This is a genomic window from Shinella sp. OV683, assembly GCF_057787725.1.
On record NZ_CM173543.1, the window covers coordinates 1,396,900 to 1,421,295 of the forward strand.

At 60.0% G+C, this 24,396-nt stretch carries 22 protein-coding genes; 19 read left to right on the forward strand and 3 right to left on the reverse strand.

Going from position 1 to position 24,396, the window contains the following annotated elements; all coding sequences use genetic code 11:
- The 11 genes from ftsL to ACXHRN_RS06725 all read left to right on the forward strand — a co-directional run bounded on the left by ftsL (nt 1) and on the right by ACXHRN_RS06725 (nt 13,362).
- On the forward strand, nt 1-420 hold the full coding sequence (ftsL, locus tag ACXHRN_RS06675; RefSeq protein ID WP_488640547.1) for a cell division protein FtsL: 420 nt from the start codon (nt 1-3) through the stop codon (nt 418-420).
- The gene (locus ACXHRN_RS06680) at nt 420-2,174 is read left to right on the forward strand and encodes a peptidoglycan D,D-transpeptidase FtsI family protein (RefSeq protein ID WP_488640548.1); all 1,755 of its coding nucleotides are present in this window, start codon (nt 420-422) and stop codon (nt 2,172-2,174) included. Before ftsL ends, ACXHRN_RS06680 begins: the two co-directional genes overlap by 1 nt.
- Nucleotides 2,175-2,219: 45 nt before the next feature.
- The gene (locus ACXHRN_RS06685) at nt 2,220-3,677 is read left to right on the forward strand and encodes a UDP-N-acetylmuramoyl-L-alanyl-D-glutamate--2,6-diaminopimelate ligase (RefSeq protein WP_488640549.1); all 1,458 of its coding nucleotides are present in this window, start codon (nt 2,220-2,222) and stop codon (nt 3,675-3,677) included.
- Nucleotides 3,678-3,680: 3 nt separating this feature from the next.
- Complete coding sequence (locus tag ACXHRN_RS06690) at nt 3,681-5,105, forward strand: UDP-N-acetylmuramoylalanyl-D-glutamyl-2,6-diaminopimelate--D-alanyl-D-alanine ligase (RefSeq protein WP_488640550.1); 1,425 nt, start codon at nt 3,681-3,683, stop codon at nt 5,103-5,105.
- 21 nt (nt 5,106-5,126) lie between these two features.
- Nucleotides 5,127-6,227 (forward strand): phospho-N-acetylmuramoyl-pentapeptide-transferase, encoded by a 1,101-nt coding sequence (gene mraY / locus ACXHRN_RS06695; protein ID WP_488640551.1) that lies wholly within the window; start codon nt 5,127-5,129, stop codon nt 6,225-6,227.
- Nucleotides 6,228-6,233: 6 nt separating this feature from the next.
- Nucleotides 6,234-7,625 carry a UDP-N-acetylmuramoyl-L-alanine--D-glutamate ligase gene (gene murD, locus ACXHRN_RS06700; RefSeq protein WP_488640552.1) on the forward strand — a complete coding sequence of 464 codons (1,392 nt, stop codon included), beginning with the start codon at nt 6,234-6,236 and terminating at the stop codon, nt 7,623-7,625.
- A gap of 114 nt (nt 7,626-7,739) precedes the next feature.
- Complete coding sequence (ftsW, locus tag ACXHRN_RS06705; RefSeq protein ID WP_488640553.1) at nt 7,740-8,894, forward strand: putative lipid II flippase FtsW; 1,155 nt, start codon at nt 7,740-7,742, stop codon at nt 8,892-8,894.
- Between the two features lie 5 nt (nt 8,895-8,899).
- The gene (murG, locus tag ACXHRN_RS06710; RefSeq protein WP_488640554.1) at nt 8,900-10,027 is read left to right on the forward strand and encodes an undecaprenyldiphospho-muramoylpentapeptide beta-N-acetylglucosaminyltransferase; all 1,128 of its coding nucleotides are present in this window, start codon (nt 8,900-8,902) and stop codon (nt 10,025-10,027) included.
- The gene (gene murC, locus ACXHRN_RS06715) at nt 10,024-11,439 is read left to right on the forward strand and encodes a UDP-N-acetylmuramate--L-alanine ligase (protein WP_488640555.1); all 1,416 of its coding nucleotides are present in this window, start codon (nt 10,024-10,026) and stop codon (nt 11,437-11,439) included. The genes murG and murC overlap by 4 nt, the downstream gene beginning before the upstream one ends.
- Nucleotides 11,436-12,407, forward strand: a complete 972-nt coding sequence (gene murB, locus ACXHRN_RS06720; protein ID WP_488640556.1) for a UDP-N-acetylmuramate dehydrogenase — start codon at nt 11,436-11,438, stop codon at nt 12,405-12,407. Before murC ends, murB begins: the two co-directional genes overlap by 4 nt.
- Nucleotides 12,408-12,534: 127 nt before the next feature.
- On the forward strand, nt 12,535-13,362 hold the full coding sequence (locus tag ACXHRN_RS06725; RefSeq protein WP_488640557.1) for a GGDEF domain-containing protein: 828 nt from the start codon (nt 12,535-12,537) through the stop codon (nt 13,360-13,362).
- A gap of 3 nt (nt 13,363-13,365) precedes the next feature.
- On the opposite strand, the gene ACXHRN_RS06730 is transcribed toward ACXHRN_RS06725, so the two are convergent.
- On the reverse strand, nt 13,366-13,782 hold the full coding sequence (locus tag ACXHRN_RS06730) for a MerR family transcriptional regulator (protein WP_488640558.1): 417 nt from the start codon (nt 13,780-13,782) through the stop codon (nt 13,366-13,368).
- A gap of 70 nt (nt 13,783-13,852) precedes the next feature.
- Here ACXHRN_RS06730 and ACXHRN_RS06735 point away from each other — a divergent pair, with 70 nt between their 5' ends.
- Together ACXHRN_RS06735 and ACXHRN_RS06740 are read left to right on the forward strand one after the other, a co-directional pair.
- Nucleotides 13,853-14,611, forward strand: coding sequence for a MauE/DoxX family redox-associated membrane protein (locus ACXHRN_RS06735; protein WP_488640559.1), 759 nt, complete (start codon nt 13,853-13,855; stop codon nt 14,609-14,611).
- Between the two features lie 106 nt (nt 14,612-14,717).
- Nucleotides 14,718-14,954: a DUF4189 domain-containing protein gene (locus tag ACXHRN_RS06740; protein WP_488640560.1), complete on the forward strand. Its 237-nt coding sequence runs from the start codon at nt 14,718-14,720 to the stop codon at nt 14,952-14,954.
- 211 nt (nt 14,955-15,165) lie between these two features.
- On the opposite strand, the gene ACXHRN_RS06745 is transcribed toward ACXHRN_RS06740, so the two are convergent.
- Nucleotides 15,166-15,369: a hypothetical protein gene (locus tag ACXHRN_RS06745; RefSeq protein WP_488640561.1), complete on the reverse strand. Its 204-nt coding sequence runs from the start codon at nt 15,367-15,369 to the stop codon at nt 15,166-15,168.
- 678 nt (nt 15,370-16,047) lie between these two features.
- Between ACXHRN_RS06745 and ACXHRN_RS06750 the strand changes: the two genes are divergently transcribed.
- Nucleotides 16,048-16,248, forward strand: coding sequence for a hypothetical protein (locus tag ACXHRN_RS06750; RefSeq protein ID WP_488640562.1), 201 nt, complete (start codon nt 16,048-16,050; stop codon nt 16,246-16,248).
- A 175-nt stretch (nt 16,249-16,423) separates the two neighbouring features.
- On the opposite strand, the gene katG is transcribed toward ACXHRN_RS06750, so the two are convergent.
- Nucleotides 16,424-18,610 carry a catalase/peroxidase HPI gene (katG, locus tag ACXHRN_RS06755; RefSeq protein ID WP_488640563.1) on the reverse strand — a complete coding sequence of 729 codons (2,187 nt, stop codon included), beginning with the start codon at nt 18,608-18,610 and terminating at the stop codon, nt 16,424-16,426.
- A gap of 107 nt (nt 18,611-18,717) precedes the next feature.
- Here katG and ACXHRN_RS06760 point away from each other — a divergent pair, with 107 nt between their 5' ends.
- The 5 genes from ACXHRN_RS06760 to ftsA all read left to right on the forward strand — a co-directional run bounded on the left by ACXHRN_RS06760 (nt 18,718) and on the right by ftsA (nt 24,328).
- The gene (locus ACXHRN_RS06760) at nt 18,718-19,623 is read left to right on the forward strand and encodes a LysR substrate-binding domain-containing protein (RefSeq protein WP_488640564.1); all 906 of its coding nucleotides are present in this window, start codon (nt 18,718-18,720) and stop codon (nt 19,621-19,623) included.
- A 109-nt stretch (nt 19,624-19,732) separates the two neighbouring features.
- A complete protein-coding gene (locus ACXHRN_RS06765) occupies nt 19,733-20,923 on the forward strand; it encodes a calcium-binding protein (RefSeq protein WP_488640565.1) in 1,191 nt (396 codons plus the stop codon).
- A gap of 236 nt (nt 20,924-21,159) precedes the next feature.
- Nucleotides 21,160-22,086: a D-alanine--D-alanine ligase gene (locus ACXHRN_RS06770; RefSeq protein ID WP_488640566.1), complete on the forward strand. Its 927-nt coding sequence runs from the start codon at nt 21,160-21,162 to the stop codon at nt 22,084-22,086.
- On the forward strand, nt 22,074-23,000 hold the full coding sequence (locus tag ACXHRN_RS06775; protein WP_488640567.1) for a cell division protein FtsQ/DivIB: 927 nt from the start codon (nt 22,074-22,076) through the stop codon (nt 22,998-23,000). The genes ACXHRN_RS06770 and ACXHRN_RS06775 overlap by 13 nt, the downstream gene beginning before the upstream one ends.
- Complete coding sequence (gene ftsA / locus ACXHRN_RS06780) at nt 22,997-24,328, forward strand: cell division protein FtsA (RefSeq protein ID WP_488640568.1); 1,332 nt, start codon at nt 22,997-22,999, stop codon at nt 24,326-24,328. The genes ACXHRN_RS06775 and ftsA overlap by 4 nt, the downstream gene beginning before the upstream one ends.
- Nucleotides 24,329-24,396 lie beyond the last annotated feature (68 nt).

The following is a 24,396-nucleotide window of genomic DNA, read 5'->3' on the forward strand; positions in this document are numbered from 1 at the left end:
ATGCTGCGAACCCTCGACATCCTGCTGATTGTTTTCATGACCGCGGCTGCCGCGGTCACCTATTCGATCAAGCATCGCGCCGAAGCCAAGCTGGAAGAGGTACAGAAGCTCGAGGCGCAGATTAGGCTCGAGAAGGACACGATCGACCTGCTCAAGGCCGATTGGTCGATGATGGTTCAGCCAGGCCGGCTGCAACAGCTGATCACGGCCTACCAGTCCGAATTGCAGCTCGTGCCGACCGAATCGACGCAGCTTGCCCGTCCCAACGAATTGCCGATGCTGAAGGCCGAGCTGCCCGTCTACGACGAGGCGGATGCCGACAAGGACGGCAAGGTTTCGCCCAAGGAAGCCAAGGCATTTGCCAAGAAGGCCGCTGACGAAGCGGATAAGATTGCAACAGGATCGGTGGTGAAAAACTGATGTCTTTCCTTTCCCGCATCATGGTTCTGAAGAGCAAGGCGCATTTCAACACGGACGCGCGCGGTCTGCCGGCGAAGCCGCAACTTACCTTCCAGGGGACTCGCAAGGTATCCGGCAATCAGGCCCGTAACCGCATCACTATCCTTATCGGCTGCTTCGTGATGGTTTACGCCGTTATCGGCGGCCGGCTGGTGGAATATGGGATCCAGAAGCCGCTGACCGTTTCCAGTATAGGTCCGGCGGCGAACCAGGTCGCGTCCCGCCCCGATATCCTCGATCGCAATGGCGAGCTGCTCGCCACGGACGTCAGCACCGTGTCGCTGTTTGCCGAGCCGCACAAGATCGTCGATCCCGATGAAGCACTCGAGCTGATCACGTCCGTGCTGCCCGACCTTGATGCGAAGACGCTCTACAAGAAGCTCACCAGCAAATCGCATTTCCAGTGGCTGCATCGCCAACTGACGCCGAAGCAGCAGCAGGAAATCCTGGCGCTCGGCATTCCCGGTGTCGGCTTCCGTCCGGCCAAGCGACGCTTCTATCCGGCGGGCAATTCGCTGGCGCATGTCGTGGGCTACGTCAACATCGACAACCGCGGCGTCACCGGCATGGAGAAATATCTGGACAACCAGGGCCTGGCCGACCTGGCCGAGCTCGGCATGACCAGCACTTCGGCGCTCGAGCCGGTGAGGCTTTCCATCGACCTGCGCGTCCAGAACATCCTGCATGAAGAAATCGCCAATGGCATGCGGGACTTCAATTCGATCGCTGCGGGCGGCGTGGTTCTCGATATCCATACTGGCGAAGTGATCGCCATGGAATCCGTGCCCGATTTTGATCCGAACGACCCGGCCGGCACCATCGACCGCGCGACGAAGAGCGACATGAACCGCATGTCGGGTGGTGTCTTCGAGATGGGCTCAACCTTCAAGGCGTTTACCATCGCCATGGCCCTCGATGACGGCCGCATCACCATGAACGATACGTTCGATGCGCGGCGCCCGCTCTATATCGGCGGTTTCACCATCCACGATTTCCACGCCACGCGGCGCATCCTGTCGGTGCGCGACGTGTTCGTTCACTCCTCCAACATCGGCTCGGCACGCATGGCCGATACCGTCGGCGTCGATGGACACAGGGAGTTTCTGACGCGTCTCGGCCTGCTCAGCCGCCTGAAGACGGAACTGCCGGAGATTGCCAGCCCGAGCCAACCCAAGGTGTGGAAGAAGATCACCTCGATGACGGTGGCCTTCGGTCACGGCGTTTCGACGACGCCGTTGCAGACCGCAGTCGCCGGCGCGGCGCTGATGAATGGTGGCTTGCTGATCAATCCCACCTTCCTGCCGCGCACCGAGGAACAGGCGGACGAGGACGCCGTCCTAGTCGTCAAGCCGCAAACGGTCGAGAATATGCGTAACCTGTTCCGCGCCAACGTGCTGGACGGTTCCGGCAGCCGCGCCGACACTCCGGGCTTCCTCGTCGGTGGCAAGACCGGTACAGCAGAAAAGGTCGTGCATGGACGCTATGCCAACAATGTGCGCTTCAATGCCTTCCTGGCGGCTTTTCCGATCGACAATCCGCAATATGTGGTGTTGACGATTTCAGACGAGCCGAAGAAGGCCAAGGAGCGCTGCGGCGTGACGGCAGGCTGCAACGCCGGTGTGATGGCCGGCAACATTATTCGTCGCTCCGCGGCACTGCTTGGCGTCAAGCCCAAGTTTGGTAAAGACGGAAATGCCTTGCTTGTGTCTTATTGAACGTCAAAAAAAGCGTTGACGATTCGACCGGGCAGGGGACGGGACATGGAACTAAGCAAACTGGTGGCGGACGCGGGCCTTGATCGGCCACTCGGCGGGGCAATCGGCCAAACCGAGATATCGGGCATAACCTCTGACAGCCGCAAGGTCGAGAAGGGGCAACTGTTCGTCGCTCTTTCCGGCACCAAGACCGATGGCACGAAATTCATCAGCGATGCCGCAAGCCGGGGTGCCGCGGCCGTGGTGGTGGCTGAAGGTGCCTCCATTCCCATTGATCTCGCCATTCCGGTCATCCAAAGTGCAGATCCGCGCCAGTTGCTGGCGCTTGCCGCGGCAAAGTTTTACGGTGCACAACCCGAAACGATGGTTGCCGTAACCGGTACTGCTGGCAAGACCTCGGTGGTTTCGTTTACACGACAGATCTGGGGCGCGGCTGGCCTTTCGGCCGCGCAGATCGGTACGACGGGAGTCATCGCGCCCCACCGGAACGACTACGGCACGCTCACCACGCCCGATCCCGTTTCGCTCCATGCCTTGCTGGCGGAACTCGCACGCGATGGCGTGACGCATGCGGCGATGGAGGCTTCAAGCCACGGCCTCTCGCAGCGCCGTCTCGATGGGGTCAAGCTTGCGGCCGCCGCCTTCACCAATCTTGGCCGCGACCATCTCGACTATCATCCGACGATGGAGGAATATTTCCATTGCAAGATGCGCCTGTTCGAGACGCTGATGACCAAGGGATCGCCGGCCGTGATTTACTCCGACGACGAGTGGTCGGACAAAGCCGCCTTTACCGCGCGGGCTGCGGGTCTCGATCTACGCACGGTCGGTCGCAAGGGCGAATTCCTTGCGCTGAAGCGGGTCGAGCACTTCCGCGACAAGCAGGTCGCCGAGATCCATCATCAAGGCGAGATTTTCGAAGTGCATCTGCCGCTCGCCGGCGATTTCCAGATTGCCAATGCGATTGTTTCGGCGGGTCTGGCTATCTCGACAGGCGTCGCACCCGAAAAGGCGTTCGCCGCCCTTCACCATCTCAAGGGTGCACCTGGGCGTCTGGAACTCGTCGGCCAGACGAAGGACGGCGCGCTTTGCTATGTCGATTATGCCCACAAGCCGGAAGCGCTGGAAAACGTGCTGCTCTCCGTTCGGCCCTTCACCACCGGCCGTGTCGTCGTGGTGTTCGGCTGTGGCGGCGATCGCGACAAGGGCAAGCGACCGATCATGGGCGGCATTGCCACGCGCCTCGCTGACGTCGTTGTCGTTACCGACGACAATCCGCGTACCGAAGTCGCTACCACCATTCGCTCTGAAATCATGGCCGCAGCGCCAGGCGCCACCGAGATCGGCGACCGGCACGAGGCGATCCGCGCGGCCGTCGAGATGTTGCATTCCGGCGATACGCTGATCGTGGCCGGCAAGGGCCATGAGGAAGGCCAGGTCGTCGGCACCGAGGTTCTGCCCTTTTCCGATCACGAGGAAATCCGGAAAGCATTGGGAGGCTGATCCATGGCATTTCTCTGGACGATAGATGAACTCGTCGCCGCCACCGGCGGCAGACCTTCCGGCGGTATGCCCGAGGGCATCACCGGCATCACGATCGACAGCCGCACGATCGCACCGGGTGAAGCATTCTTCGCGATCAAGGGTGATCGCGTCGACGGCCACGATTTTGCCGGTGTCGCCGTCGCCAATGGCGCTGTTTTGCTTGTGGTCAGCGAGGCCAAGATTCCGGCACTTGGCCGGATCGCGGCGCCGATGATCGTCGTCACGGATGTGCTCGAGGCATTGGAAAAGCTTGGCCGTGCGGCGCGCGAGCGTTCATCCGGCAGGATCATCGCCGTGACTGGATCTGTCGGCAAGACGACGACCAAGGAAATGCTGCGCCAGGTGCTATCGGCGTCGGGCAGCGTGCATTATTCGCCCGCCTCGTTCAACAATCACTGGGGCGTGCCGTTGACGCTTGCCCGGCTGCCGCGCGATGCGGATTATGGCGTTTTCGAGATCGGCATGAACCATCCCGACGAGATCCGTCCGTTGGTCAAGATGGTACGGCCACACATCGCCATCATCACCACGATCGCTGCCGCCCATCTCGGCAATTTCTCGGGGCTTGAAGAGATCGCCGCGGCGAAGGCCGAAATTTTCGAGGGCATCGTTGCCGGTGGCCACGCGCTGATCAACCGCGACATCGAGCAGTTCGAGCAACTGGAAAATGCGGCGATCGAAGCCAACGTCACCAACATCCACTCGTTCGGCGCGCACGCGAAGGCCGACTTCCGGTTGGTCGACTACCAGCCGGAAGGTGAGGGCGCAGTATTCTGGACGACGATCTTCGGCAAGACATTCGAAGTGCCGATCAATGCCGCCGGACGGCATATCGCAGAAAACGCGGTTGCCGTGCTGGCAGCCGCCTCGCTTGCCGGCGCCAATATGGATCGTGTCGTCGCCGCCTTTGCGGATGTGAGTGCAGGAAAGGGACGTGGCCAGCGCCTGCAGCTTTTGCGCGACGGCCAGCCCTTCACCATCATCGACGAGAGCTACAACGCCAACCCCGCCTCGATGCGGGCAGCAATCGCGCTGCTTGACGGTGCCAGCCCCGAAGAGGGTGGTCGCCGTATCGCGGTGCTGGGCGACATGCTGGAAATGGGTGAATATTCCGCCGATGTGCATTCCGAGCTTGCCGAACCGCTTGGTAATTCGGCAATTGATGCTGTATGGCTCGCAGGACCCGACATGGCCCATTTGCGCGATGCGCTCGGGGACGGTATGGACGTTATCTACCGCGACAAGGCGGACGATCTTGCTACCTATGCGCTCGAAAATGTGCGTCCGGGCGATGTGCTGATGATCAAGTCGTCGAATGGCACCGGCTTTGGCCGTATCGTTTCGGCGCTCGCCACGAAATTCTCGGCCGAGCAGCCGACAGAGTAATACAGAGAGGAACCAAGGCAGATGTTGTTATGGCTGGTGGAGTTGTCGGATCATCTCCAGATTTTCAACCTGTTCCGCTACATCACCTTTCGGGCCGGTGCCGCGTTGTTCACCTCGGCCCTCTTTGTGTTCTTCTTCGGGCCGCGCATCATCAGTTCGCTGAGGGTCCGGCAGGGCAAGGGCCAGCCGATCCGCGCCGATGGTCCCCAGACGCATTTCAAGAAGGCCGGCACGCCGACCATGGGCGGCTTGATGATCCTGGCCGCCGTCGTCGCTTCGTCGCTGCTCTGGGCCGACCTCGGCAATGTCTATGTGGTGAGCTGCCTGCTGGTCATGCTCGGCTTCGGCCTCATCGGTTTCTATGACGACTATCTCAAGGTCACCAAGCAGACCACGGCCGGCTTTTCCGGCCGGATGCGGATGCTGGTGGAGTTCATCGTTGCTGGCATCGCCGTGTTCTTCATGATGAAGGCGACGATCCCGACCGGCCCGGAGAACATTCATCTCAACACATCCGTGGCCTTTCCGTTCTTCAAGGACCTGCTGCTCAATCTCGGCTACTTCTTCGTCGTGTTCGGCGCTTTCGTGATCGTGGCGGCCGGCAATGCGGTCAACTTCACCGACGGCCTCGATGGCCTTGCCATCGTGCCGGTGATGATCGCCTCTGCATCCTTCGGGGCAATTGCCTATCTCGCCGGTAACGCGGTGTTTTCCAATTACCTGCAGATCAATTTCGTGCCGGGCACCGGGGAGTTGACCGTGCTGGTCAGCGCGGTAGTCGGGGCAGGGCTGGGCTTTCTCTGGTTCAACGCCCCACCGGCCGCTATCTTCATGGGTGATACGGGATCGCTGTCGCTTGGCGGCCTGATCGGTTCGGTGGCCGTGGCCACCAAGCATGAGATCGTCATGGCGATCATCGGCGGTGTGTTCGTGATGGAGACGCTGTCGGTCATCATCCAGGTCGGCAGCTTCAAACTCACCGGCAAGCGGGTGTTCCTGATGGCGCCGATCCACCATCATTTCGAAAAGAAGGGCTGGACGGAAAGCCAGGTGGTGATCCGCTTCTGGATCATTTCGGTGATCCTGGCGCTCGTTGGCCTCGCCACGCTCAAGCTGCGGTGATTTCCGATGATTCCGGTTACCTCTTTCAATGGCAGGAAAGTTGCGCTTTTCGGGCTGGGCGGTTCTGGCCTTGCAACGGCTGAAGCGCTCGTCGCAGGTGGTGCGATCGTTACCGCCTGGGACGATAACCCGGATTCCGTCGCCAATGCCGGCGAGAAGGGCATTGGTACGGCAGATCTCCGGTCTGTCGACTGGTCGTCCTTCGCCGCCTTCGTACTCTCTCCCGGCGTGCCGCTGACCCACCCGCAGCCACATTGGACTGTCGATCTTGCGCATAGTGCGGGCGTCGAAATCATCGGCGATGTCGAGCTTTTCGTGCGCGAACGCCGTGCGCATGCGGCGGATTGCCCGTTCATCGCCATTACCGGCACCAACGGCAAATCGACGACCACGGCGTTGATTGCCCACATCCTCAAATCTGCGGGTCGCGACACACAGCTCGGCGGCAATATCGGCACCGCGGTGCTGACGCTCGATCCGCCCAGGGCCGACCGCTTCTATGTCGTGGAATGCTCGTCCTACCAGATCGACCTCGCGCCGACGATGAACCCGACCGCCGGCATCCTGCTCAACCTGACGCCCGATCATCTCGATCGCCACGGGACGATGCAGCACTATGCCGAGGTCAAGGAACGTCTGGTGGCGGGATCGAAGACGGCCGTCGTCGGTGACGATGACAGCTATTGCAGCCTGATCGCCGACCGGCTGGAAAAGGCTGGCGTCAACGTGTTGAGAATATCGCGTCGGCACACGCTGAAAAACGGCATCTATGCCGAGGGCCAGAAGATCCTGCTTGCCAATGCTAGCGGTACTCGTGAGATTGCCGACCTCGATGGCATCCAGACTTTGCGCGGCTCGCACAATGCCCAGAATGCATCGGCAGCCATTGCTGCCTGCCTGGCCGTTGGCGTCAGTGACGATGAGATCCGTGCCGGGCTGAAGTCCTTTCCTGGCCTCAAGCACCGTATGCAGCCGGTAGCACGCCGCGATGGCGTCACGTTCGTGAACGATTCAAAAGCCACCAATGCGGAAGCTGCGGCGCCTGCGTTGTCGAGCTACGAGCGGATCTACTGGATCGCCGGCGGCCTGCCGAAGGAAGGCGGGATATCGACGCTGAAGCCGCTCTATGGCCGGATCGCAAAAGCCTATCTGATCGGCGAGGCGGCGCCGCAATTTGCCGCGACGCTCGGCGTCGATGTGCCCTATGAGATCTCCGGCACGCTGGAGAAGGCACTTGCGCATGCCGCCGCCGATGCGGCTGCCGATAGTGCATCGGCACCTGTGGTGATGCTGTCACCCGCTTGCGCGAGCTTCGACCAGTTCAAGAATTTCGAGGTCCGCGGCGACTATTTCGTCGATCTCGTGCGCAAGCTCGATGGCGTCACGATGCTGGTCTGAACCCCGTTTCGGGGATTCAGCCTGCCTCATGTTTCGGCGTCTATCATCCGATTTCACGTGGTTAATGACATATTAAGAAGTCCCCCTCATTCTGAGGGAAAAAAGGATTCCCAGATGGTAAGCAGAGCGGAAAGAGGGCCTTTGGCCGAGTGGTTCTGGACGATCGACCGGCTGTTCCTGGCCGTGTTCATCCTCCTTCTGGGCACCGGTTTCATGCTTTCCTTCGCTGCGTCGCCGGCGGTTGCCGAGCGTATCGGCCTGCCCAGCTTCCACTTTGTCGAGCGGCATGCGCTTTTCATGCTGCCATCGATCTTGGTCATGGTCGGGCTGTCCTTCATGTCGCCACGCCAGGTGCGCCGCACGGCGATGATCATGCTGGTCATTTCTGTACTGATGATGGTGCTCGTGCTGTTCGTCGGCATGGAAGTGAAGGGCTCGCGCCGCTGGATTTCGATATCGTTCCTGTCCATCCAGCCTTCGGAATTCATGAAGCCCGCCTTCGTCGTCGTCTGTGCCTGGCTGTTTGCCGAGCATCAGCGCCAGCCCGATATTCCGGGCAACTTGTTTGCCATGCTGCTTTTCGTGATGGTCGCAGCCTTGCTGATCGCCGAACCCGACCTTGGCCAGACGATGCTGACCACGGCGGTGTGGGGCAGCATGTTCTTCATGGCCGGCATGCCGTGGCTGTGGATCATCGTCATGGCGGGTGGGGCGGCAGGGTTCCTGTTCATCGCCTATACGATCTTTCCCCACGTTGCCGGACGTATCAACCAGTTCCTGACGGGCGAGGGCAATACGTTCCAGGTCGATACCGCCCATGATGCGATCATGCGCGGTGGCTGGTTTGGCGTCGGCCCGGGCGAAGGCACCGTCAAGCGCATCCTGCCGGACAGCCATACCGACTTCGTCTTTTCGGTCTCGGCCGAGGAGTTCGGCATCATCTTCTGCATCGTGCTTGCCAGCCTCTATCTCTTCGTCGTCATGCGCGGGCTAGCCCATGCATTCCGAGACCGCAACGACTTCACGCGCTTTGCCGTCGCCGGCCTCGTGCTGCAGATCGGCTTCCAGTCGATCATCAATATCGGTGTGAATTTGCAGCTTTTGCCTGCAAAGGGTATGACTTTGCCGCTGATTTCCTATGGCGGTTCCTCGCAGATTGCCATATGCGTGACGGCTGGATTCATCTTGGCGCTGACGCGCCACAGGCCGGAGAAACGGGCCCAGGAACGCAGTCTCTTCCGTTCCGGTGCCATTGCCCCGGCGGAGTAAGGTATATGAGTGAAGGCGTTGTCGTGCTGGCAGCCGGTGGGACCGGCGGGCACCTCTTTCCGGCGGAGGCCCTGGGTCACGAACTCAGGGCGCGCGGCTATTCCGTGCATCTGGTGACGGATAGCCGGGCCGAACGGTTTGCGGGAAAATTCCCGGCCGACGAGATCCATGTCGTGCCATCGGCGACCATCGGTTCGAAGAATCCCATTGCCGTCGCAAGATCCCTGCTGACGCTCTGGCGCGGCATGCGCGCCGCACGTCGCCTGTTTGGCAAACTGAAGCCGAAGGCCGTGGTCGGTTTCGGCGGCTATCCAACGGTGCCGCCGCTGCTGGCAGCGTCCGGCATGAACATTCCGACGCTGATCCACGAGCAGAATGCGGTGATGGGCCGGGCCAACAAGATGCTGGCCCAGAAGGTCAATGCGATCGCCGGCGGGTTCCTGCCGGAAGGCTCGGGCAAATATGCCGACAAGACCATCGTCACCGGCAATCCTGTGCGGCCGGATGTGATCGCCGCATCGGCAACGCCGTATAAGCCATCCGGGCCGGACGATGTGTTCAATCTCGTCGTATTCGGCGGCAGCCAGGGCGCGCAGTTCTTTTCCGCCGCCATTCCCTCGGCGCTCTGCCTGATTGATGACGACATGCGCAAGCGCATCCATGTCGTCCAGCAGGCACGGCCGGAAGACAAGGACAAAGTGACCTCCTGCTACGGCAAGCTCGGCATGCCGGCCGACGTCTCGCCGTTCTTTTCCGACATGCCTGCCAAGATCGCTGACGCCAATCTGGTGATCTGCCGGTCCGGTGCATCGACCGTCTCCGAACTCGCGGTCATCGGCCGGCCTTCGGTGCTGGTGCCGTATCCCTATGCGCTCGATCACGACCAGGCGGCAAATGCTGCGGCTCTCAAGGCCAAGGGTGGCGCAGAAGTGATCGCGCAGTCGGCGCTGACGCCGGAAAAACTCTCCGAAATCATCCGCACCGCCATGGCTGACCCTGCCCGGCTCGATGCTGTAGCGAAAGCTGCGCGCGAAACCGGCAAGCCGCAGGCCGCGACGGCACTCGCGGATCTCGTCGAGGCAGTGGCCGGCGGCAAGACAGTGGCGGCATTCAAAGAAGGTACACACGCATGAAAATGCCCAAGAGCATCGGGCTCGTCCATTTCATCGGCATCGGCGGCATCGGCATGAGCGGTATCGCCGAAGTGCTGCACAATCTCGGCCACAAGGTGCAGGGTTCCGACCAGGCCGACAGCGCCAATGTGCAGCGTCTGCGCGCCAAGGGCATCGATGTTTTCGTCGGTCACAAGGCCGAAAATCTTGGTGAGGCGGAGGTCGTCGTTGTTTCGACGGCGATCAAGAAGACAAACCCCGAATTGATTGCCGCGCGCGAAAAGCTTCTGCCGGTGGTGCGCCGGGCCGAAATGCTGGCTGAGCTCATGCGCTTCCGCAACGCCATCGCCATCGGCGGCACGCATGGCAAGACGACCACGACCTCGCTGGTCGGCACGCTGCTCGAGGCCGGCGGGCTCGACCCGACCGTCATCAACGGCGGCATCATCAATGCCTATGGCACCAATGCGCGCATGGGCGAAGGGGAGTGGATGGTGGTGGAGGCCGACGAATCCGACGGCACCTTCCTGAAGCTGCCGGCCGAAATCGCCGTGGTTACCAATATCGATCCGGAGCATCTCGACCACTATGGCACGTTCGACAATGCGCGTGCCGCCTTCCGCCAGTTCGTCGAGAATGTGCCGTTCTACGGCTTTGGCGTGATGTGCCTCGACCATCCGGAAGTCCAGGCAATGGTCTCCAAGATCGAGGATCGCAAGGTCATCACCTATGGCGAGAACCCGCAGGCCGATGTGCGTTTCAAGAACATCCGTCATGAGGGTGCAACGTCGATTTTCGACATCGAGATCCGCCGTCGCCGTACAGGCGAGGTGATCGCGCTCAACGATCTCAAGTTGCCGATGCCCGGTAAGCATAATGTCTCCAATGCCACGGCCGCGATTGCGGTTGCCCAACGTCTCGGCGTCAGCGGCGAGGCGATCGCGCGCGGACTTGCGGGTTTTGCCGGCGTCAAGCGTCGTTTCACCTTCACCGGTGACTGGAATGGCGTGCAGATCTTCGACGACTACGGCCATCATCCCGTCGAGATCAAGGCGGTCCTGCGGGCGTCGCGCGACAGTTGCAAGGGCCGGATCATCGCCATCCATCAGCCGCACCGCTACAGCCGCGTGGCAAGCCTGTTCGAAGAATTCGCCTCGTGCTTCAACGATGCCGACACGATCTTCATTGCGCCGATTTATTCTGCGGGCGAAGATCCGATCGAAGGTGTAACATCGGAAGAACTGGTGTCGAAAATCAAGTCTGGCGGCCATCGGGATGCGCGATTCCTCGCGAGCCCGGACGCGCTGGCACCATTCGTGGCGTCGCTCGCCCAGCCGGGCGATTTTGTCGTGCTGTTGGGGGCAGGAAACATCACAAACTGGGCAGCCGCACTTCCGAAAGAGCTGGCAAGCCTTTCAGGGAAAAGAGCATGAAGCAGGTAGACGGAGCAAAGTTGCTCGAGCAGCTGGGCAGCAGCATGAATGAAGTGCGCGGTCGCTTGACGCCGGATGCGCCGATGGATCGTGTCACCTGGTTTCGCGCCGGCGGCCTTGCCGAACTGATGTTCCAGCCGCACGATGTCGACGATCTCTCGACCTTCCTCAAGGCATTGCCGAAAGAGGTGCCGCTGACGGTTATCGGTGTCGGCTCCAACCTGCTGGTGCGCGACGGCGGCATCAAGGGTGTGGTGCTTCGCCTGTCGGCCAAGGGCTTCGGCGATGTCGAACTGGTCGGCGAAAACCGCATCCGCGCCGGCGCTATCTGCCCGGACAAGAACCTTGCGGCCATGGCGCTCGACAACGGCATCGGTGGCTTTGCCTTCTATTACGGCATTCCGGGTGCTATCGGCGGCGCCCTGCGCATGAATGCCGGCGCCAATGGCTCGGAAACCAGCGAGCGCCTGATTGAGGTCGAGGCAGTGGACCGCAAGGGTAACATCCTGAAGATTTCGAAGACCGATCTAGGCTACAGCTATCGGCATTCTTCCGCCCCGGAAGACGTGATCTTCACGCACGGCGTTTTCGACGGTTACGCCGAGGACAAGGCCAAGATTCGAGCCGATATGGATGCTGTGCGCCATCACCGCGAGACGGTGCAGCCGGTCAAGGAAAAGACCGGTGGTTCGACCTTCAAGAACCCCGAGGGCTATTCGGCCTGGAAGCTGATCGATGAGGCCGGCTGCCGAGGATTGCAGATCGGCGGGGCGCAAATGTCGCCGATGCATTGCAACTTCATGATCAATATAGGCCACGCCACCGGCTCCGATCTCGAGCGGCTGGGTGAGACGGTGCGCCAGCGTGTTTTCGAGAATTCCGGCGTCCTGCTTGAATGGGAAATCAAGCGTCTCGGCCAGTTCATGCCGGGCTACGAGGTGAAGACTTTCGTGCCCGAACAAAAATGACGCAGTGCCAGAAAACATCGCGTCCTTGCTCCGTTTCTTGGCACTTCGATCTGATCCTAGTGACGCGCGAAAGGCGATCTTAAGATTTAGGCTTTCATGATATGTGCGAGATATTGAGCACGGAACTATGATAGCCCTTCTTCAGAACTGGATCATCCGTAAGATTGAGACGGGTCGCTTCTCAAAACGGAGGGACGTGTTCTGGTTTGCGCTGAGTCGCTCGATCTGGACGACCATTGCTGCCGTGCTTCTCAATTTTGCCGTCTACCAGATCATGGGGCGACTGGGCTTGCTCGGTGTTACCATCCCGCCCGATCCGGTTGCCGATACCATCGTCACCGCATTCGTTGCGGGTCCCATTTCTCTGCTGTGCTTCTACATCGTCGGTTCGGCGATCTACGATATCTCGATGTCGCGCAACGAGTTCGAGCGGCTGAGCCGGGTCGATCCGCTGACCGGCCTGATGAATCGCCGCGCCTTCGTCAACCACATTGCCGGGCTGCACAGCCGCTACGTGCTGGTGCTGTTCGACATCGACCGATTCAAGAGTATCAACGATAACCACGGACACGGTACGGGCGATGAGATCCTGGTGGCGGTTTCCGACATGTTTACCGAAGCGCTGGGCGTCCATGCCGTTGCGCGCCTCGGCGGCGAGGAGTTCGCCGGCGTCCTGACCGGGGTCACCAGCGCGGAAGCGCTCGACAAGATCAATGCTTTGCGTCAGCAGCTCGCCTCCCGCGTCTTCAGCTTTGACGGCCAGGATGTGCGGGTGACATTTTCGGCCGGGATGTCGCAGTCCGACGGCGAGATCAGCTATTCCACCCTGCTCAACCATGCTGACAAGGCGCTCTATCTCGCCAAGGCGTCCGGCCGTGATCGCGTGGTTCATTCCGACGAACTCGGTTCGATCCTGCCCGCCAATGAAGGCTTCCGTACTCGCAGGGCCATCTGAGCCTCACCTTGTCACGTCGGGCTCGAACGCCGAAATAATCGGGCAGGGGCCAACCCCGTGTCCGCTGCAATCGTGCGCCAGCCGTTGAAGCGAGGCGCGGGCGGTTTGCAGTTCGGCGATTTTCGCGTCGAGCATCGCAATTCGCTCCCGGGCAAGCGCATGCGCACGCGCGCGATCCTCGCTGGCATCCAATGTCAGCAATTCGGCGATTTCTTCCAGTGTGAAGCCGGCGCTTTGTGCCGAGCGAATGAAGCGTAGCCGCCGGATATCCTCATCACCATAACGCCGGACGCCACCGGCAATTCCGCCGCTTGAGGGCCGTTCCGGCGTCGCCAGCAATCCGCGCCGTTGATAGTAGCGAACCGTTTCCACGCCGACATTGGCGTGTCTGGCAAGGCCGCTGATTGTCGTGTTTTTCATCCCTTGACTCCGTACTATGGTACGGAACCTATATGGGCCGTATCTGATTTGAGAACAAGAGGATACGACGATGGCCAAACAGGCTACACTCTACCGCATGGTCATGAAGGGCCACACCTGCCCCTATGGATTGAAGGCCAAGGACTTGCTCGAACGGCAGGGCTACGAGGTCGATGATCGCTGGCTCAAAACACGGGAAGAGACCGACGCTTTCAAGGCCGAACATGACGTGAAGACGACGCCGCAAACCTTTATCGACGGCAAGCGCATCGGTGGCTTCGACGATGTCAGGCGCTTCTTCGGCAAGGCCGTCGCCGATCCGAAGGCGACCACCTACAAGCCGGTGATCGCGGTCTTCGCGATGACCGCGTTGATGGCGCTCGCTGCCAGCTATGCTGCATTCGGCAATGCATTCACCATTCGTACCGCCGAATGGTTCATCGCGTTCAGCATGGCGGTGTTGGCAATCCTCAAGCTGCAGAACATCGAAACATTCTCGACGATGTTTCTGAACTACGACCTGCTGGCAAAACGCTGGGTGCCCTATGGGTACATCTATCCGTTCGCCGAGGCGGGCGCCGGTATCCTGATGATCGCAGGCGCGCTGACCTGGCTTTCGGTACCCGTAGCGTTGTTCATCGGCGGTATTGGCGCGGTGTCGGTATTCAAGGCAGTCTACATCGACAAGCGCGAGCTGAAATGCGCCTGTGTCGGTGGTGGCAGCAATGTGCCGCTCGGCTTCGTGTCGTTGACCGAGAACGTGATGATGGTCGGCATGGCGCTGTGGATGATCCTTGCCTCGGCCGGGTCTATCGGCCACGCGATGTAGTGTCTTACGAGGTAAGGTTACTTTTGGTCTTCGGTGGCTTCGATGGGCATTTCATGACATGACGCTTTGGCAATTGTGAAGCCGTCAGGCATAAATGGAGGAAGACTTGAATCACTATTTCCGGATCGGGCTTGCAGCCCTGGTTGTTGCAACAACAGCCGTCGCTTCTACCGGCGCAGCGCGTGCCTGGGGTTGCATTGCGGTTTCCGAGGAAGGCTCCTACGGCTACAGCTACAACTACGACAATCAGGACGATGCCTCCTCACGCGCATTGAACGAATGCGCAGCAAAGACCACGACCGAGTCGACCTGCGAAATTACGGAATGCATCGAAGGCTCGTGATCTCGGCCTGATAGCCGTTGCAACGATCTCGCCAAGCCGCGAGACCCAACAAAATTCAGCCCGCGGCGAGCGATCGCTGCGGGCTTCGCTTTTCATTTTCGAGCGGGCATTCATAACCAGGCACGATCGTCCCAGCCGTCGGGGTCAGTCACAACGTGGTTGGTTCGGAAGTCCGGGACAAGTCGTGGCATCCGATCGTAGCACGTGACCGCTAGCAATTCGTCCCTGGGGGAGGGCTGTTGCCAACCGCGCACCCGTTGCCGTTGCCGCGTGCGTGCCACAAAACAGCTTTTCCATCGTTTTGCGCACCGTCCTGATTGTCTTTGACGCGGTTATCGTGTGCAAAGGTTGCGGCGGAAGAAACAATCAGCAGCACGGTTGCTAGCGACGAAAATCTATGGCCGATGTTTTTCATGTGATCTCTCCGGGAGGCTGAGTTTCAAGATAAAAACACAGCAGCTGAGCGAGCCCTCGCCCCCATTGTCGCACGAGCGGCCTTGATATCAAATCAAAAGATCGTGCATACGCGCACGATGCGCAACTAAAGATGGCAAGGCACGGCTTGATGAGTATTTTGACCTGGGCGCCAGCGCGGTCTTGGAGAACAGCAGATCGAGAGCAAAGGCGCTGCGTCGAAGGCAGCTAAATTGATTGGGGCATGGGGTCGGGCAGTTGTGTTTCAAGACAGTACTAACTACCGATGCATGTGGATCGATATGTATAAGCAATCGCTCACTTGGCAAACTTACTCATTCAGAAGACGATCAACAGCAGATCGTCTGGGAGGACATGATGAGCAAAGGTCCCTTGAAGCTTCGTACGCTTCCGCCGTCACCAACAACCGAGAGATTTCGCGTGCTTTTGCGCGAACGATTGATGCAGATGAACGAAGCCGCCGCGCGAAACGGTGCGTCACGCGAGTATCTTGAGAATCTCCAACGCAACACCGAGAAGATACTCCAGGCCACCCAACGGGACCAAGCAAAGTAAGGAACAGGCGGTACAAATAAGGTTGCTCGACATTGCGCTGAAACATTTCAAGCGGAACATCACGCCGGTGAGATTGTTGCCATTCCGAAATGGGGACCAAATCATGAAAGTTCGCCCGATCAACGATCCTGATCGCTTAATCGAATTGCAGGAAGGCCTTGATGACATCCTTGCAAGAGCGGCGGCCAAGCTGAACGACGCGGGCTTCGGCACCAAGGAGGTACTCGAAGCGCTTCATGAGATCGTGATGAATCGGTGGCGAGCCTACGACGAGGATCCCGACCCGGCTGACGATTCCGAATAGGATATCTCGGCATTGGATTAAGCTCCATGACGCCTGTGTCGATCGGCGGATCTCACATGCGGCCAGACCGTGGTAAGTCGAAGGGCGGCGTCTCAAGTCGCCTTGAAACGCCGCCCTGATTATGTTCAAGGCATTAGAGGCATGCTAGCACTGAGCAGCCTCGAAGCAAGATCGGTCAACCGAGGTCGAACCGGTCTCCATTCATAACCTTGGTCCAGGCCGCCACGAAGTCTTTCACAAACTTCTCCTTGGTGTCCGACAGCGCATAGACTTCCGCAAGCGCGCGGAGCTGCGAGTGCGAACCGAAGATCAGGTCGACGCGGGTCGCGGTCCACTTGACCTCGTTCGTCTTGCGATCACGCCCCTCGTACACGCTTTCGGAACCCGTTGACGGCTGCCATTGCGTGCTCATGTCGAGCAGATTGACGAAGAAATCGTTCGTCAGCGTCTCCGGTCGGTTGGTGAAGACGCCTTGGGCCGGCTGCCCGGCATTCAGCACGCGCAAGCCGCCGACAAGAACCGTCATTTCCGGAGCTGTCAGTGCCTGCAATTGCGCCCGATCCACCAACAGTTCCTCCGGGGACAGGCGCTGCTTGCCGCGGAGATAGTTGCGAAAACCGTCAGCGGTCGGTTCGAGCGCAGCAAACGACTCGACGTCGGTTTGCTCCTGCGACGCGTCCATGCGTCCCGGCGTGAAGGGTACCGTCACATCGTGCCCGCCGTCTTTTGCTGCCTTCTCGATCGCAACGCTGCCGCCGAGAACGATCAGATCGGCAAGCGAGACCTTCTTGCCGCCGGACTGCGCAGCGTTGAACTCCGACTGGATGGCTTCGAGTGTCTCAAGGACCTTCGCCAATTGAGCCGGCTGGTTGACATCCCAGTCCTTCTGCGGCGCGAGGCGAATGCGCGCGCCGTTTGCGCCACCGCGCTTGTCGGAGTTGCGGAACGTCGAGGCAGACGCCCAGGCGGTCGAGACCAATTCGGACACGGACAGTCCGGAAGCGAGGATCTTTGCCTTCAGCGCAGAAATGTCCTGCTCCACGATCAGTTCGTGATCGATCGCCGGAATCGGATCCTGCCACGGCAGCACTTCAGCCGGAACGAGCGGGCCGAGGTAGCGCACGACCGGACCCATGTCGCGGTGAGTGAGCTTGTACCAGGCCCTGGCAAAGGCATCCGCGAACTGATCCGGATTCTGGTGGAAGCGCCTGGCGATCTTTTCGTATGCCGGGTCGAACCGCAGCGCGAGGTCGGTGGTCAGCATGGATGGCGCGTGGCGCTTTGACTTGTCATGCGCATCCGGCACGGTGCCTGCGCCTACGTCATGCTTCGGCTTCCACTGATGTGCACCGGCCGGGCTCTTGGTCAATTCCCATTCGTAGCCGAACAGGTTCCAGAAGAAGTTGTTGCTCCACTTTGTCGGCGTCGTGGTCCAGACGACTTCCAGGCCGCTGCCTATCGTGTCGCCACCTTTGCCGGTGCCGTAGGCGTTCTTCCAGCCCAGGCCCTGCTCTTCGATACCTGCAGCTTCAGGCTCCGAACCGACAAGCGTCGCATCGCCGGCGCCATGGGTCTTGCCGAAGGTGTGCCCGCCGGCGATGAGTGCGACGGTTTCCTCGTCGTTCATGGCCATGCGCGCGAAGGTCTCGCGAATGTCCCGAGCCGCAGCGAGCGGATCCGGGTTGCCGTTCGGGCCTTCCGGATTGACGTAGATCAGGCCCATCTGGACGGCAGCAAGCGGATTCTGGAGATCGCGTTCGCCGGTGTAGCGCTCGTCGGCCAGCCACTTGCCTTCAGGACCCCAGTAGATGTCCTGTTCGGGCTCCCAGACGTCTGCACGCCCGCCGCCGAAACCGAACGTCTTGAACCCCATCGATTCGAGGGCGACGTTGCCAGTGAGAATCATAAGGTCGGCCCAGGAGATCTTGTTGCCGTATTTCTGTTTGATCGGCCACAGTAACCGGCGCGCCTTGTCGAGGTTGACGTTGTCCGGCCAGCTGTTGAGCGGCGCGAAGCGCTGCTGGCCCGCTCCGGCGCCGCCACGGCCGTCGCCGACGCGGTAGGTGCCGGCGCTGTGCCAGGCCATGCGGATGAACAACGGCCCGTAGTGCCCGAAGTCAGCCGGCCACCATTCCTGCGAGTCTGTCATCAGCGCGTGAAGGTCAGCCTTCAGCGCCTCGATGTCGAGCTTCTTGAACTCTTCGGCGTAGTTGAACGCCTCGCCCATCGGATTGGAGAGGTTCGAGTGCTGGTGAAGCACCTGAACATTCAGCTGGTTCGGCCACCAGTCGCGATTGGCCCTTGCAGCGGTCGTGTGTACGACCGGACACTTGCCGGCGCTCTCTTCGGTTTTTGCGTCCATTTTTCTCTCCTTTTCCTCCATATGCTTATGGTCTGGCGGCACTATCTGCCGAAAGTTCCATAATTTCCAATTGTATTTGTTGGAAATATCGATAAGAAAAACCTATCATGATCACGATCCGTCAAATGCGCTATTTCGAGGCTCTCGCCGCCACCGGGCATTTCGGCAAGGCTGCCAATCTCGTCAGCATTAGCCAGCCGGCGCTGTCGGCGCAGATCGCCGACCTTGAGAAAACGCTTGATACCAAGCTGGTCGAGCGAGGCCGGAATGGAGCCTTCCTCACCAAGGAAGGTGCGGAACTGTTGCCCGAGATTCGTGGCATTCTCGAAAGTATCGATCGGCTGCAGGCGCGAGGCCGGGAAGGGCAGGGCCCGCTCAACGGACGATTGCGGCTGGGCATCATCCCCACCGTCGCGCCCTATCTGGTGCCGGAACTCATTCCCAATGCGCGGACCAACTATCCCGAGCTGAATATCGAGCTCAAGGAACTGTTGACGCTGGGGTGCCTTGAAGACCTCAGGCACGGAAAGCTCGATTGCGCCATCGTCGCTTTGCCAATCGAGATGGAGGGTTTCGATAGTCTGCCACTGTTTGAAGACCGCTTTCTGATTGCCAGTTCCGAGGATGAGAACACCATATTGATGTCGCCGATGACCGAGAACAATGTCGATGTCGAGCGACTGTTGCTGCTGGAGGAGGGCCATTGCTTGCGCGATCAGGCGCTGGCGGTCTGCGGCACCTCGGCGGGCCGGCGCGTTGCCAATTTTGGCGCGACCTCGATGTCGACGCTGTTGCAGATGGTCAGCCACGGCATGGGCATCACGCTCATTCCGGAAATCGCCGTACGCGACGAGCGCTCGCGCAACCGCATGCGCATCGTGCCATTTGCCGAGCCGCAGCCCTCACGCACCATCGGCCTGATCTGGCGCTCCAGCGCCTCCGGCCGGCGGCGAGATTTCGAGGCGCTGGCGAAGATGGTGCAGGGCGCTGCGAGGATTTTACTGGCGGCGTGATCGTGTGGGTTGAGCCACATCTGGGCTCATTTCCATTGCTGGTAGACCAGACCGCTCTGTCGCGTTAGCTTGCCTGAAAGGTTCGAATTTCGAAAGCAAGGGATGCCGCATGACGAAGACAATCTATGACGAGGACAGCTTTGAAACCGTCACCCTCAGCGGGAAGAATGACGAGTATGTTATCACGTTGCATGGACGTATCTCGGTGTCCGACGGCTGGGGCTTTGTCGACCCCTTGGCGCCCAAGGCCAACAATCATATCGTCGTTAACGGCATTCTCGAAGGCGGCGGTGGCCATGGCGGGGTTTGGGCGCAAGGCGAGAACTTCGAGATGGATATCGGCAAAGGCGGTGTCGTCTCGGGCACAGCCGTCGGCATTGAAATGGCCAGTGTCAACGGCGATCTCGACAATGCCGGCTATATCTTTACCAAAATCGGTCACGCTGTCGCATTCTATGGCACCGGGGCGACGGTACATAATAGTGGGCTGATCCAGGGCGAGGGAGGGATCTATGCGTCGGGCGACGGCATCACTATCGTCAACGATGTTGGCGGTCTCATCAAAGCCGATTGGTCTGGCGGGGATGGCATCACCATCGCCTCGGGCGCCGGCCTCGACACCAGGACAGTCAACAATGGGCTCATCGTCGCCACGATCGGCGCCGGCGGGTACGATGGCGGTGAAGCCAACGATACGTTTATCAACACGGGCCGCGTTAATGGTGGCGTCGATATGCATGGCGGCGATGACGTCCTCGATAACCGCGGCGGCGTCATCAGCGGTTCGCTGACGGGCGGCGCCGGCGATGATTTGTTCATCACCGATAAGAACGAATACTTCTATGGTGATTCTGAAATCGACACTGTGAAGTCATCGGCGAGTTACACGCTGATCAGCACGACCGAGCGGCTTTTTCTGATTGGCAAGGCCAATATCAATGGCACCGGAGCGGAAGACGTGAACCGTATCTGGGGCAATTCCGGCGACAACCGGCTCTCGGGCCTTCAAGGTAACGATCGTCTCGATGGCGGCGCAGGCAATGACGCGCTGCGTGGAGGAGCCGACCATGATCGCTTCATGTTCGCCACCGGCTATGACAGCGACCGGATCAAGGACTTTACCACAGGTGAAGATACGATTGATCTGACCGGCTGGAAAGCGATCACCAGTTTCGCCGACCTCAAGAATCACCATGCGGACGATCACGGTGCGGATGTCTGGATCACTGCGGACAACGATAGGCTGATTATCGAAGATCTGCATGTGGGCGATCTCAAGGGCGCCTATTTCGATATTTAACAATGGCTTGCCTTGTCGAGAAAGCCCCAGTCGCGGGCTTCTCGGTCAGATCCCGTGCCGCTCGCGTCACAAAATCGAACGCTTCCCACAGAAATGTTAATAGAAGTAAACGCTTCGTTAACCTTAATCGTTTCTAGTGCCGCAAAGGCCCATTCGTAAGTGCCGAGACACGCAAACGCCAGTCTCAGGCAAGCGCGAATTGGTAGGCGGTGAATTTGAGTCTTTGGGGAATGCGTATGAGCGGAAAGCGCGTCGCGATGTTGATGGGCGGTTTTTCGTCCGAGCGACCGGTAAGCCTGTCGTCCGGCACGGCCTGCGCCGATGCGCTGGAGGCCGAGGGTTATGACGTGACCCGCGTCGACGTCGGCCACGATGTTGCCTCGGTACTCGCCGAGCTCAAGCCCGACGTGGCGTTCAACGCTTTGCATGGGCCGTTCGGCGAAGACGGCACGATCCAGGGCATTCTGGAATATCTCGAAATTCCCTATACGCATTCCGGCGTATTGGCTTCGGCTCTTTCCATGGACAAGGAGCAGGCCAAGCGCGTTGCCAAGTCGCATGGCATGCCGGTTGCCGAAGCCAAGGTGATGAACCGCTTCGACTTCACCTCGGCGCATCCGATGCCGACACCCTATGTGGTCAAGCCGGTGCGGGAAGGCTCGTCCTTCGGCGTTGTGATCGTCAGGGAGGACCAGTCGCATCCACCGCAGATCATAACCTCCAGCGAGTGGAAGTATGGCGACACCGTTATGGTCGAGCGCTACATCCATGGACGTGAGTTGACTTGTGGCGTGATGGGCGATGTTGCGCTCGGCGTGACGGAAGTGGTGCCGCAGGGACACGGTTTTTACGATTACGACGCGAAATACGCTTCGGGCGGTTCAAAACATGTCATCCCGGCGCAAATTTCACCAAAAATTTACCAAAAAATACAAACACTGGCTTTGAAGGCGCATAAGGCGATGGGTTGCCGCGGAGTCAGTCGTTCCGACTTCCGCTACGACGATCGTTTCTCGGAAGAAGGCGAAGTGATCTGGCTGGAAATCAATACCCAGCCCGGTATGACCCCCACCTCCCTGGTGCCGGAAATGGCCCAGCACGCGGGCCACTCCTTTGGTGAATTTCTCAAGTGGATGGTGGAGGACGCGTCTTGTTTGCGTTGAAATCCCGTAAATCGACAGAACTTTACGTGCAGGATGAAATGCCTGCCCAGACCGACAAGATGATCCTGCCGCGCCATCTCCGGCGTGCGGTTCGTTTTCTCGCCAGCCTTGCGGCCGGGCGCATCAATATTCCGCGCCATCTCGGCACCGTCTCGCTCGTCGCGTTTTACGGCATTGCCGCCGGCTACACCGTCTCGTTGAGCGGCGAGAGCCGTGATGTTACCCAGGCACTGACCTCGGCTGCCGGATTTGCCATCAACAACGTCAAGGTTTCCGGCAACGCCGAGACCTCCGAAATCGACATTCTTGAACGTCTCGGGCTCGATGGTACGACCTCTCTGATGGCGCTGAACGTGGTGGACACGCGGGCTGCGTTGAAGACGCTGCCCTGGGTCAAGGATGCCGAGGTCCGCAAGGTCTATCCGGACACGATCGAGATCAAGCTCACCGAGCGCACTGCCTTCGGCATATGGCAGCATGGCCAGGAACTGTCGATCATCGAAAAGTCCGGCAGCGTGATCGCGCCGCTACGCGACAACAAATTTGCCTATCTGCCGCTGTTCGTTGGGCTTGATGCCGAAACCGGCGCCGAGGAGATCATGGCAGATTTCGACCAGTGGCCCGACGTCAAGAAGCGGGTCAAATCCTTCATGCGCGTCGCCGGTCGCCGCTGGGATATCCGGCTGGACAATGGCGTGGTCGTCAAGCTGCCGGAACACGATATGGCGAAGGCTATGGCGGTGCTGGCGAAGTTCAATGCTGAAGAGCAATTGGTCGAGCGCGACATCGCCGCCGTCGATCTTCGACTAGAGGATCGCACCACCATCCAGCTGACCCCGGATGCCGCCAAGCGTCGCACCCAGGCAGTCGAGGCGCGCGCCAAGGCAATCAAGAAGGCGGGAGAAGAAATATGAGCATCTTCCGTCCAAACGGAGGCCCCACGCCACGGCTCAAGCCGCTGCCATCGAAGAAATCACACGTCGTGTCGGTCCTCGATATCGGATCGACAAAAGTCGTTTGCATGATCGCCCGGCTGACGCCGCGCGAGGCTTCGGAAGTGCTGCCGGGCCGTACCCACAAGATCGAAATCATAGGCATCGGTCACCAGAAGTCGCGCGGCATCAAGTCCGGCGTGATTTCCGATCTCGACGCGCTAGAAGGCGTGATCCGCAATGCCGTCGATACGGCCGAGCGCCAGGCGAAGCTGACGGTTGACAGCCTGATCGTCAACGTGACCGCCGGTCGCCTGCAGAGCGATATCTACACCGCATCGATCGATCTCGGTGGCCAGGAAGTCGACGAGGACGACGTCCGCAAGGTGCTCGTGGCTGCCTGCCAGCAGTCGCAGCGCAACGATCGCGCCGTATTGCATTCGTTGCCCACCGGCTTCTCGCTTGATGGCGAGCGCGGCATCGGCGATCCGGTGTCGATGTTCGGCGATACGCTGGGCGTCGACATGCATGTGCTGACGGCCGAACGCATGGCCGTCAAGAATATCGAGCTTTGCGTCAATCGCGCCCATCTTTCGGTCGAGGGCATGGTGGCGACACCTTATGCCAGCGGCCTTGCCGCGCTCGTCGACGACGAACTCGAACTCGGTTGCGCAGCCATCGACATGGGCGGCGGCACGACGACGATCTCGGTGTTCGCAGAAGGCAAGCTCGTTCACTCCGACGCGATCGGCCTGGGTGGCCATCACGTCACGACTGACCTAGCACGCGGTCTTTCGACCCGCATTGAAGAGGCCGAGCGCCTCAAGGTGATGCACGGATCGGCGATTTCCAATTCGACCGACGATCGCGAACTGATCTCGGTTCCGCCGATCAGCGACGACGAACACGAGCAGCCAACGCAAATTCCGCGCGCGCTGATCAGCAAGATCGTTCGCGCCCGCGTCGAGGAGACGCTGGAGATGATTCGCGACCGCATCCGTTCGTCGGGCTTTTCCCCGATTGTCGGAAAGCGGGTCGTGTTGACGGGTGGCGCGAGCCAGCTGACCGGCCTGCCGGAAGTCGCGCGCCATATTCTGGCCCGCAATGTCCGTATCGGTCGTCCCATGGGAATCAAGGGCCTGCCGCCAGCGGCAAAGGGCCCGGCCTTTTCCACGGCCGTTGGCCTGCTGATCTATCCGCAGTTCGCGGACATCGAGATTCATGCCGCCGATCACGGCATGTTGTCCGCCCTTTCGGGCGGAAATGGACGGATCGCGCGTGTCAGCCAGTGGCTGAAGAGCAGTTTTTGAGGTGGCGGAGCCGATGGCCGGCTTTCGCACCGAGAAGTAACTCGCCGGGAAACGGCCTGAATGACCAG

Bases quoted from the DNA above. Each gene is read 5' to 3' on its own strand.
- ftsL (WP_488640547.1), top strand. From the start codon at position 1: ATGCTGCGAACCCTCGACATCCTGCTGATTGTTTTCATGACCGCGGCT.
- ACXHRN_RS06680 (WP_488640548.1), top strand. From the start codon at position 420: ATGTCTTTCCTTTCCCGCATCATGGTTCTGAAGAGCAAGGCGCATTTC.
- ACXHRN_RS06685 (WP_488640549.1), top strand. From the start codon at position 2,220: ATGGAACTAAGCAAACTGGTGGCGGACGCGGGCCTTGATCGGCCACTC.
- ACXHRN_RS06690 (WP_488640550.1), top strand. From the start codon at position 3,681: ATGGCATTTCTCTGGACGATAGATGAACTCGTCGCCGCCACCGGCGGC.
- mraY (WP_488640551.1), top strand. From the start codon at position 5,127: ATGTTGTTATGGCTGGTGGAGTTGTCGGATCATCTCCAGATTTTCAAC.
- murD (WP_488640552.1), top strand. From the start codon at position 6,234: ATGATTCCGGTTACCTCTTTCAATGGCAGGAAAGTTGCGCTTTTCGGG.
- ftsW (WP_488640553.1), top strand. From the start codon at position 7,740: ATGGTAAGCAGAGCGGAAAGAGGGCCTTTGGCCGAGTGGTTCTGGACG.
- murG (WP_488640554.1), top strand. From the start codon at position 8,900: ATGAGTGAAGGCGTTGTCGTGCTGGCAGCCGGTGGGACCGGCGGGCAC.
- murC (WP_488640555.1), top strand. From the start codon at position 10,024: ATGAAAATGCCCAAGAGCATCGGGCTCGTCCATTTCATCGGCATCGGC.
- murB (WP_488640556.1), top strand. From the start codon at position 11,436: ATGAAGCAGGTAGACGGAGCAAAGTTGCTCGAGCAGCTGGGCAGCAGC.
- ACXHRN_RS06725 (WP_488640557.1), top strand. From the start codon at position 12,535: ATGATAGCCCTTCTTCAGAACTGGATCATCCGTAAGATTGAGACGGGT.
- ACXHRN_RS06730 (WP_488640558.1), bottom strand. From the start codon at position 13,782: ATGAAAAACACGACAATCAGCGGCCTTGCCAGACACGCCAATGTCGGC.
- ACXHRN_RS06735 (WP_488640559.1), top strand. From the start codon at position 13,853: ATGGCCAAACAGGCTACACTCTACCGCATGGTCATGAAGGGCCACACC.
- ACXHRN_RS06745 (WP_488640561.1), bottom strand. From the start codon at position 15,369: ATGAAAAACATCGGCCATAGATTTTCGTCGCTAGCAACCGTGCTGCTG.
- ACXHRN_RS06750 (WP_488640562.1), top strand. From the start codon at position 16,048: ATGAAAGTTCGCCCGATCAACGATCCTGATCGCTTAATCGAATTGCAG.
- katG (WP_488640563.1), bottom strand. From the start codon at position 18,610: ATGGACGCAAAAACCGAAGAGAGCGCCGGCAAGTGTCCGGTCGTACAC.
- ACXHRN_RS06760 (WP_488640564.1), top strand. From the start codon at position 18,718: ATGATCACGATCCGTCAAATGCGCTATTTCGAGGCTCTCGCCGCCACC.
- ACXHRN_RS06765 (WP_488640565.1), top strand. From the start codon at position 19,733: ATGACGAAGACAATCTATGACGAGGACAGCTTTGAAACCGTCACCCTC.
- ACXHRN_RS06770 (WP_488640566.1), top strand. From the start codon at position 21,160: ATGAGCGGAAAGCGCGTCGCGATGTTGATGGGCGGTTTTTCGTCCGAG.
- ftsA (WP_488640568.1), top strand. From the start codon at position 22,997: ATGAGCATCTTCCGTCCAAACGGAGGCCCCACGCCACGGCTCAAGCCG.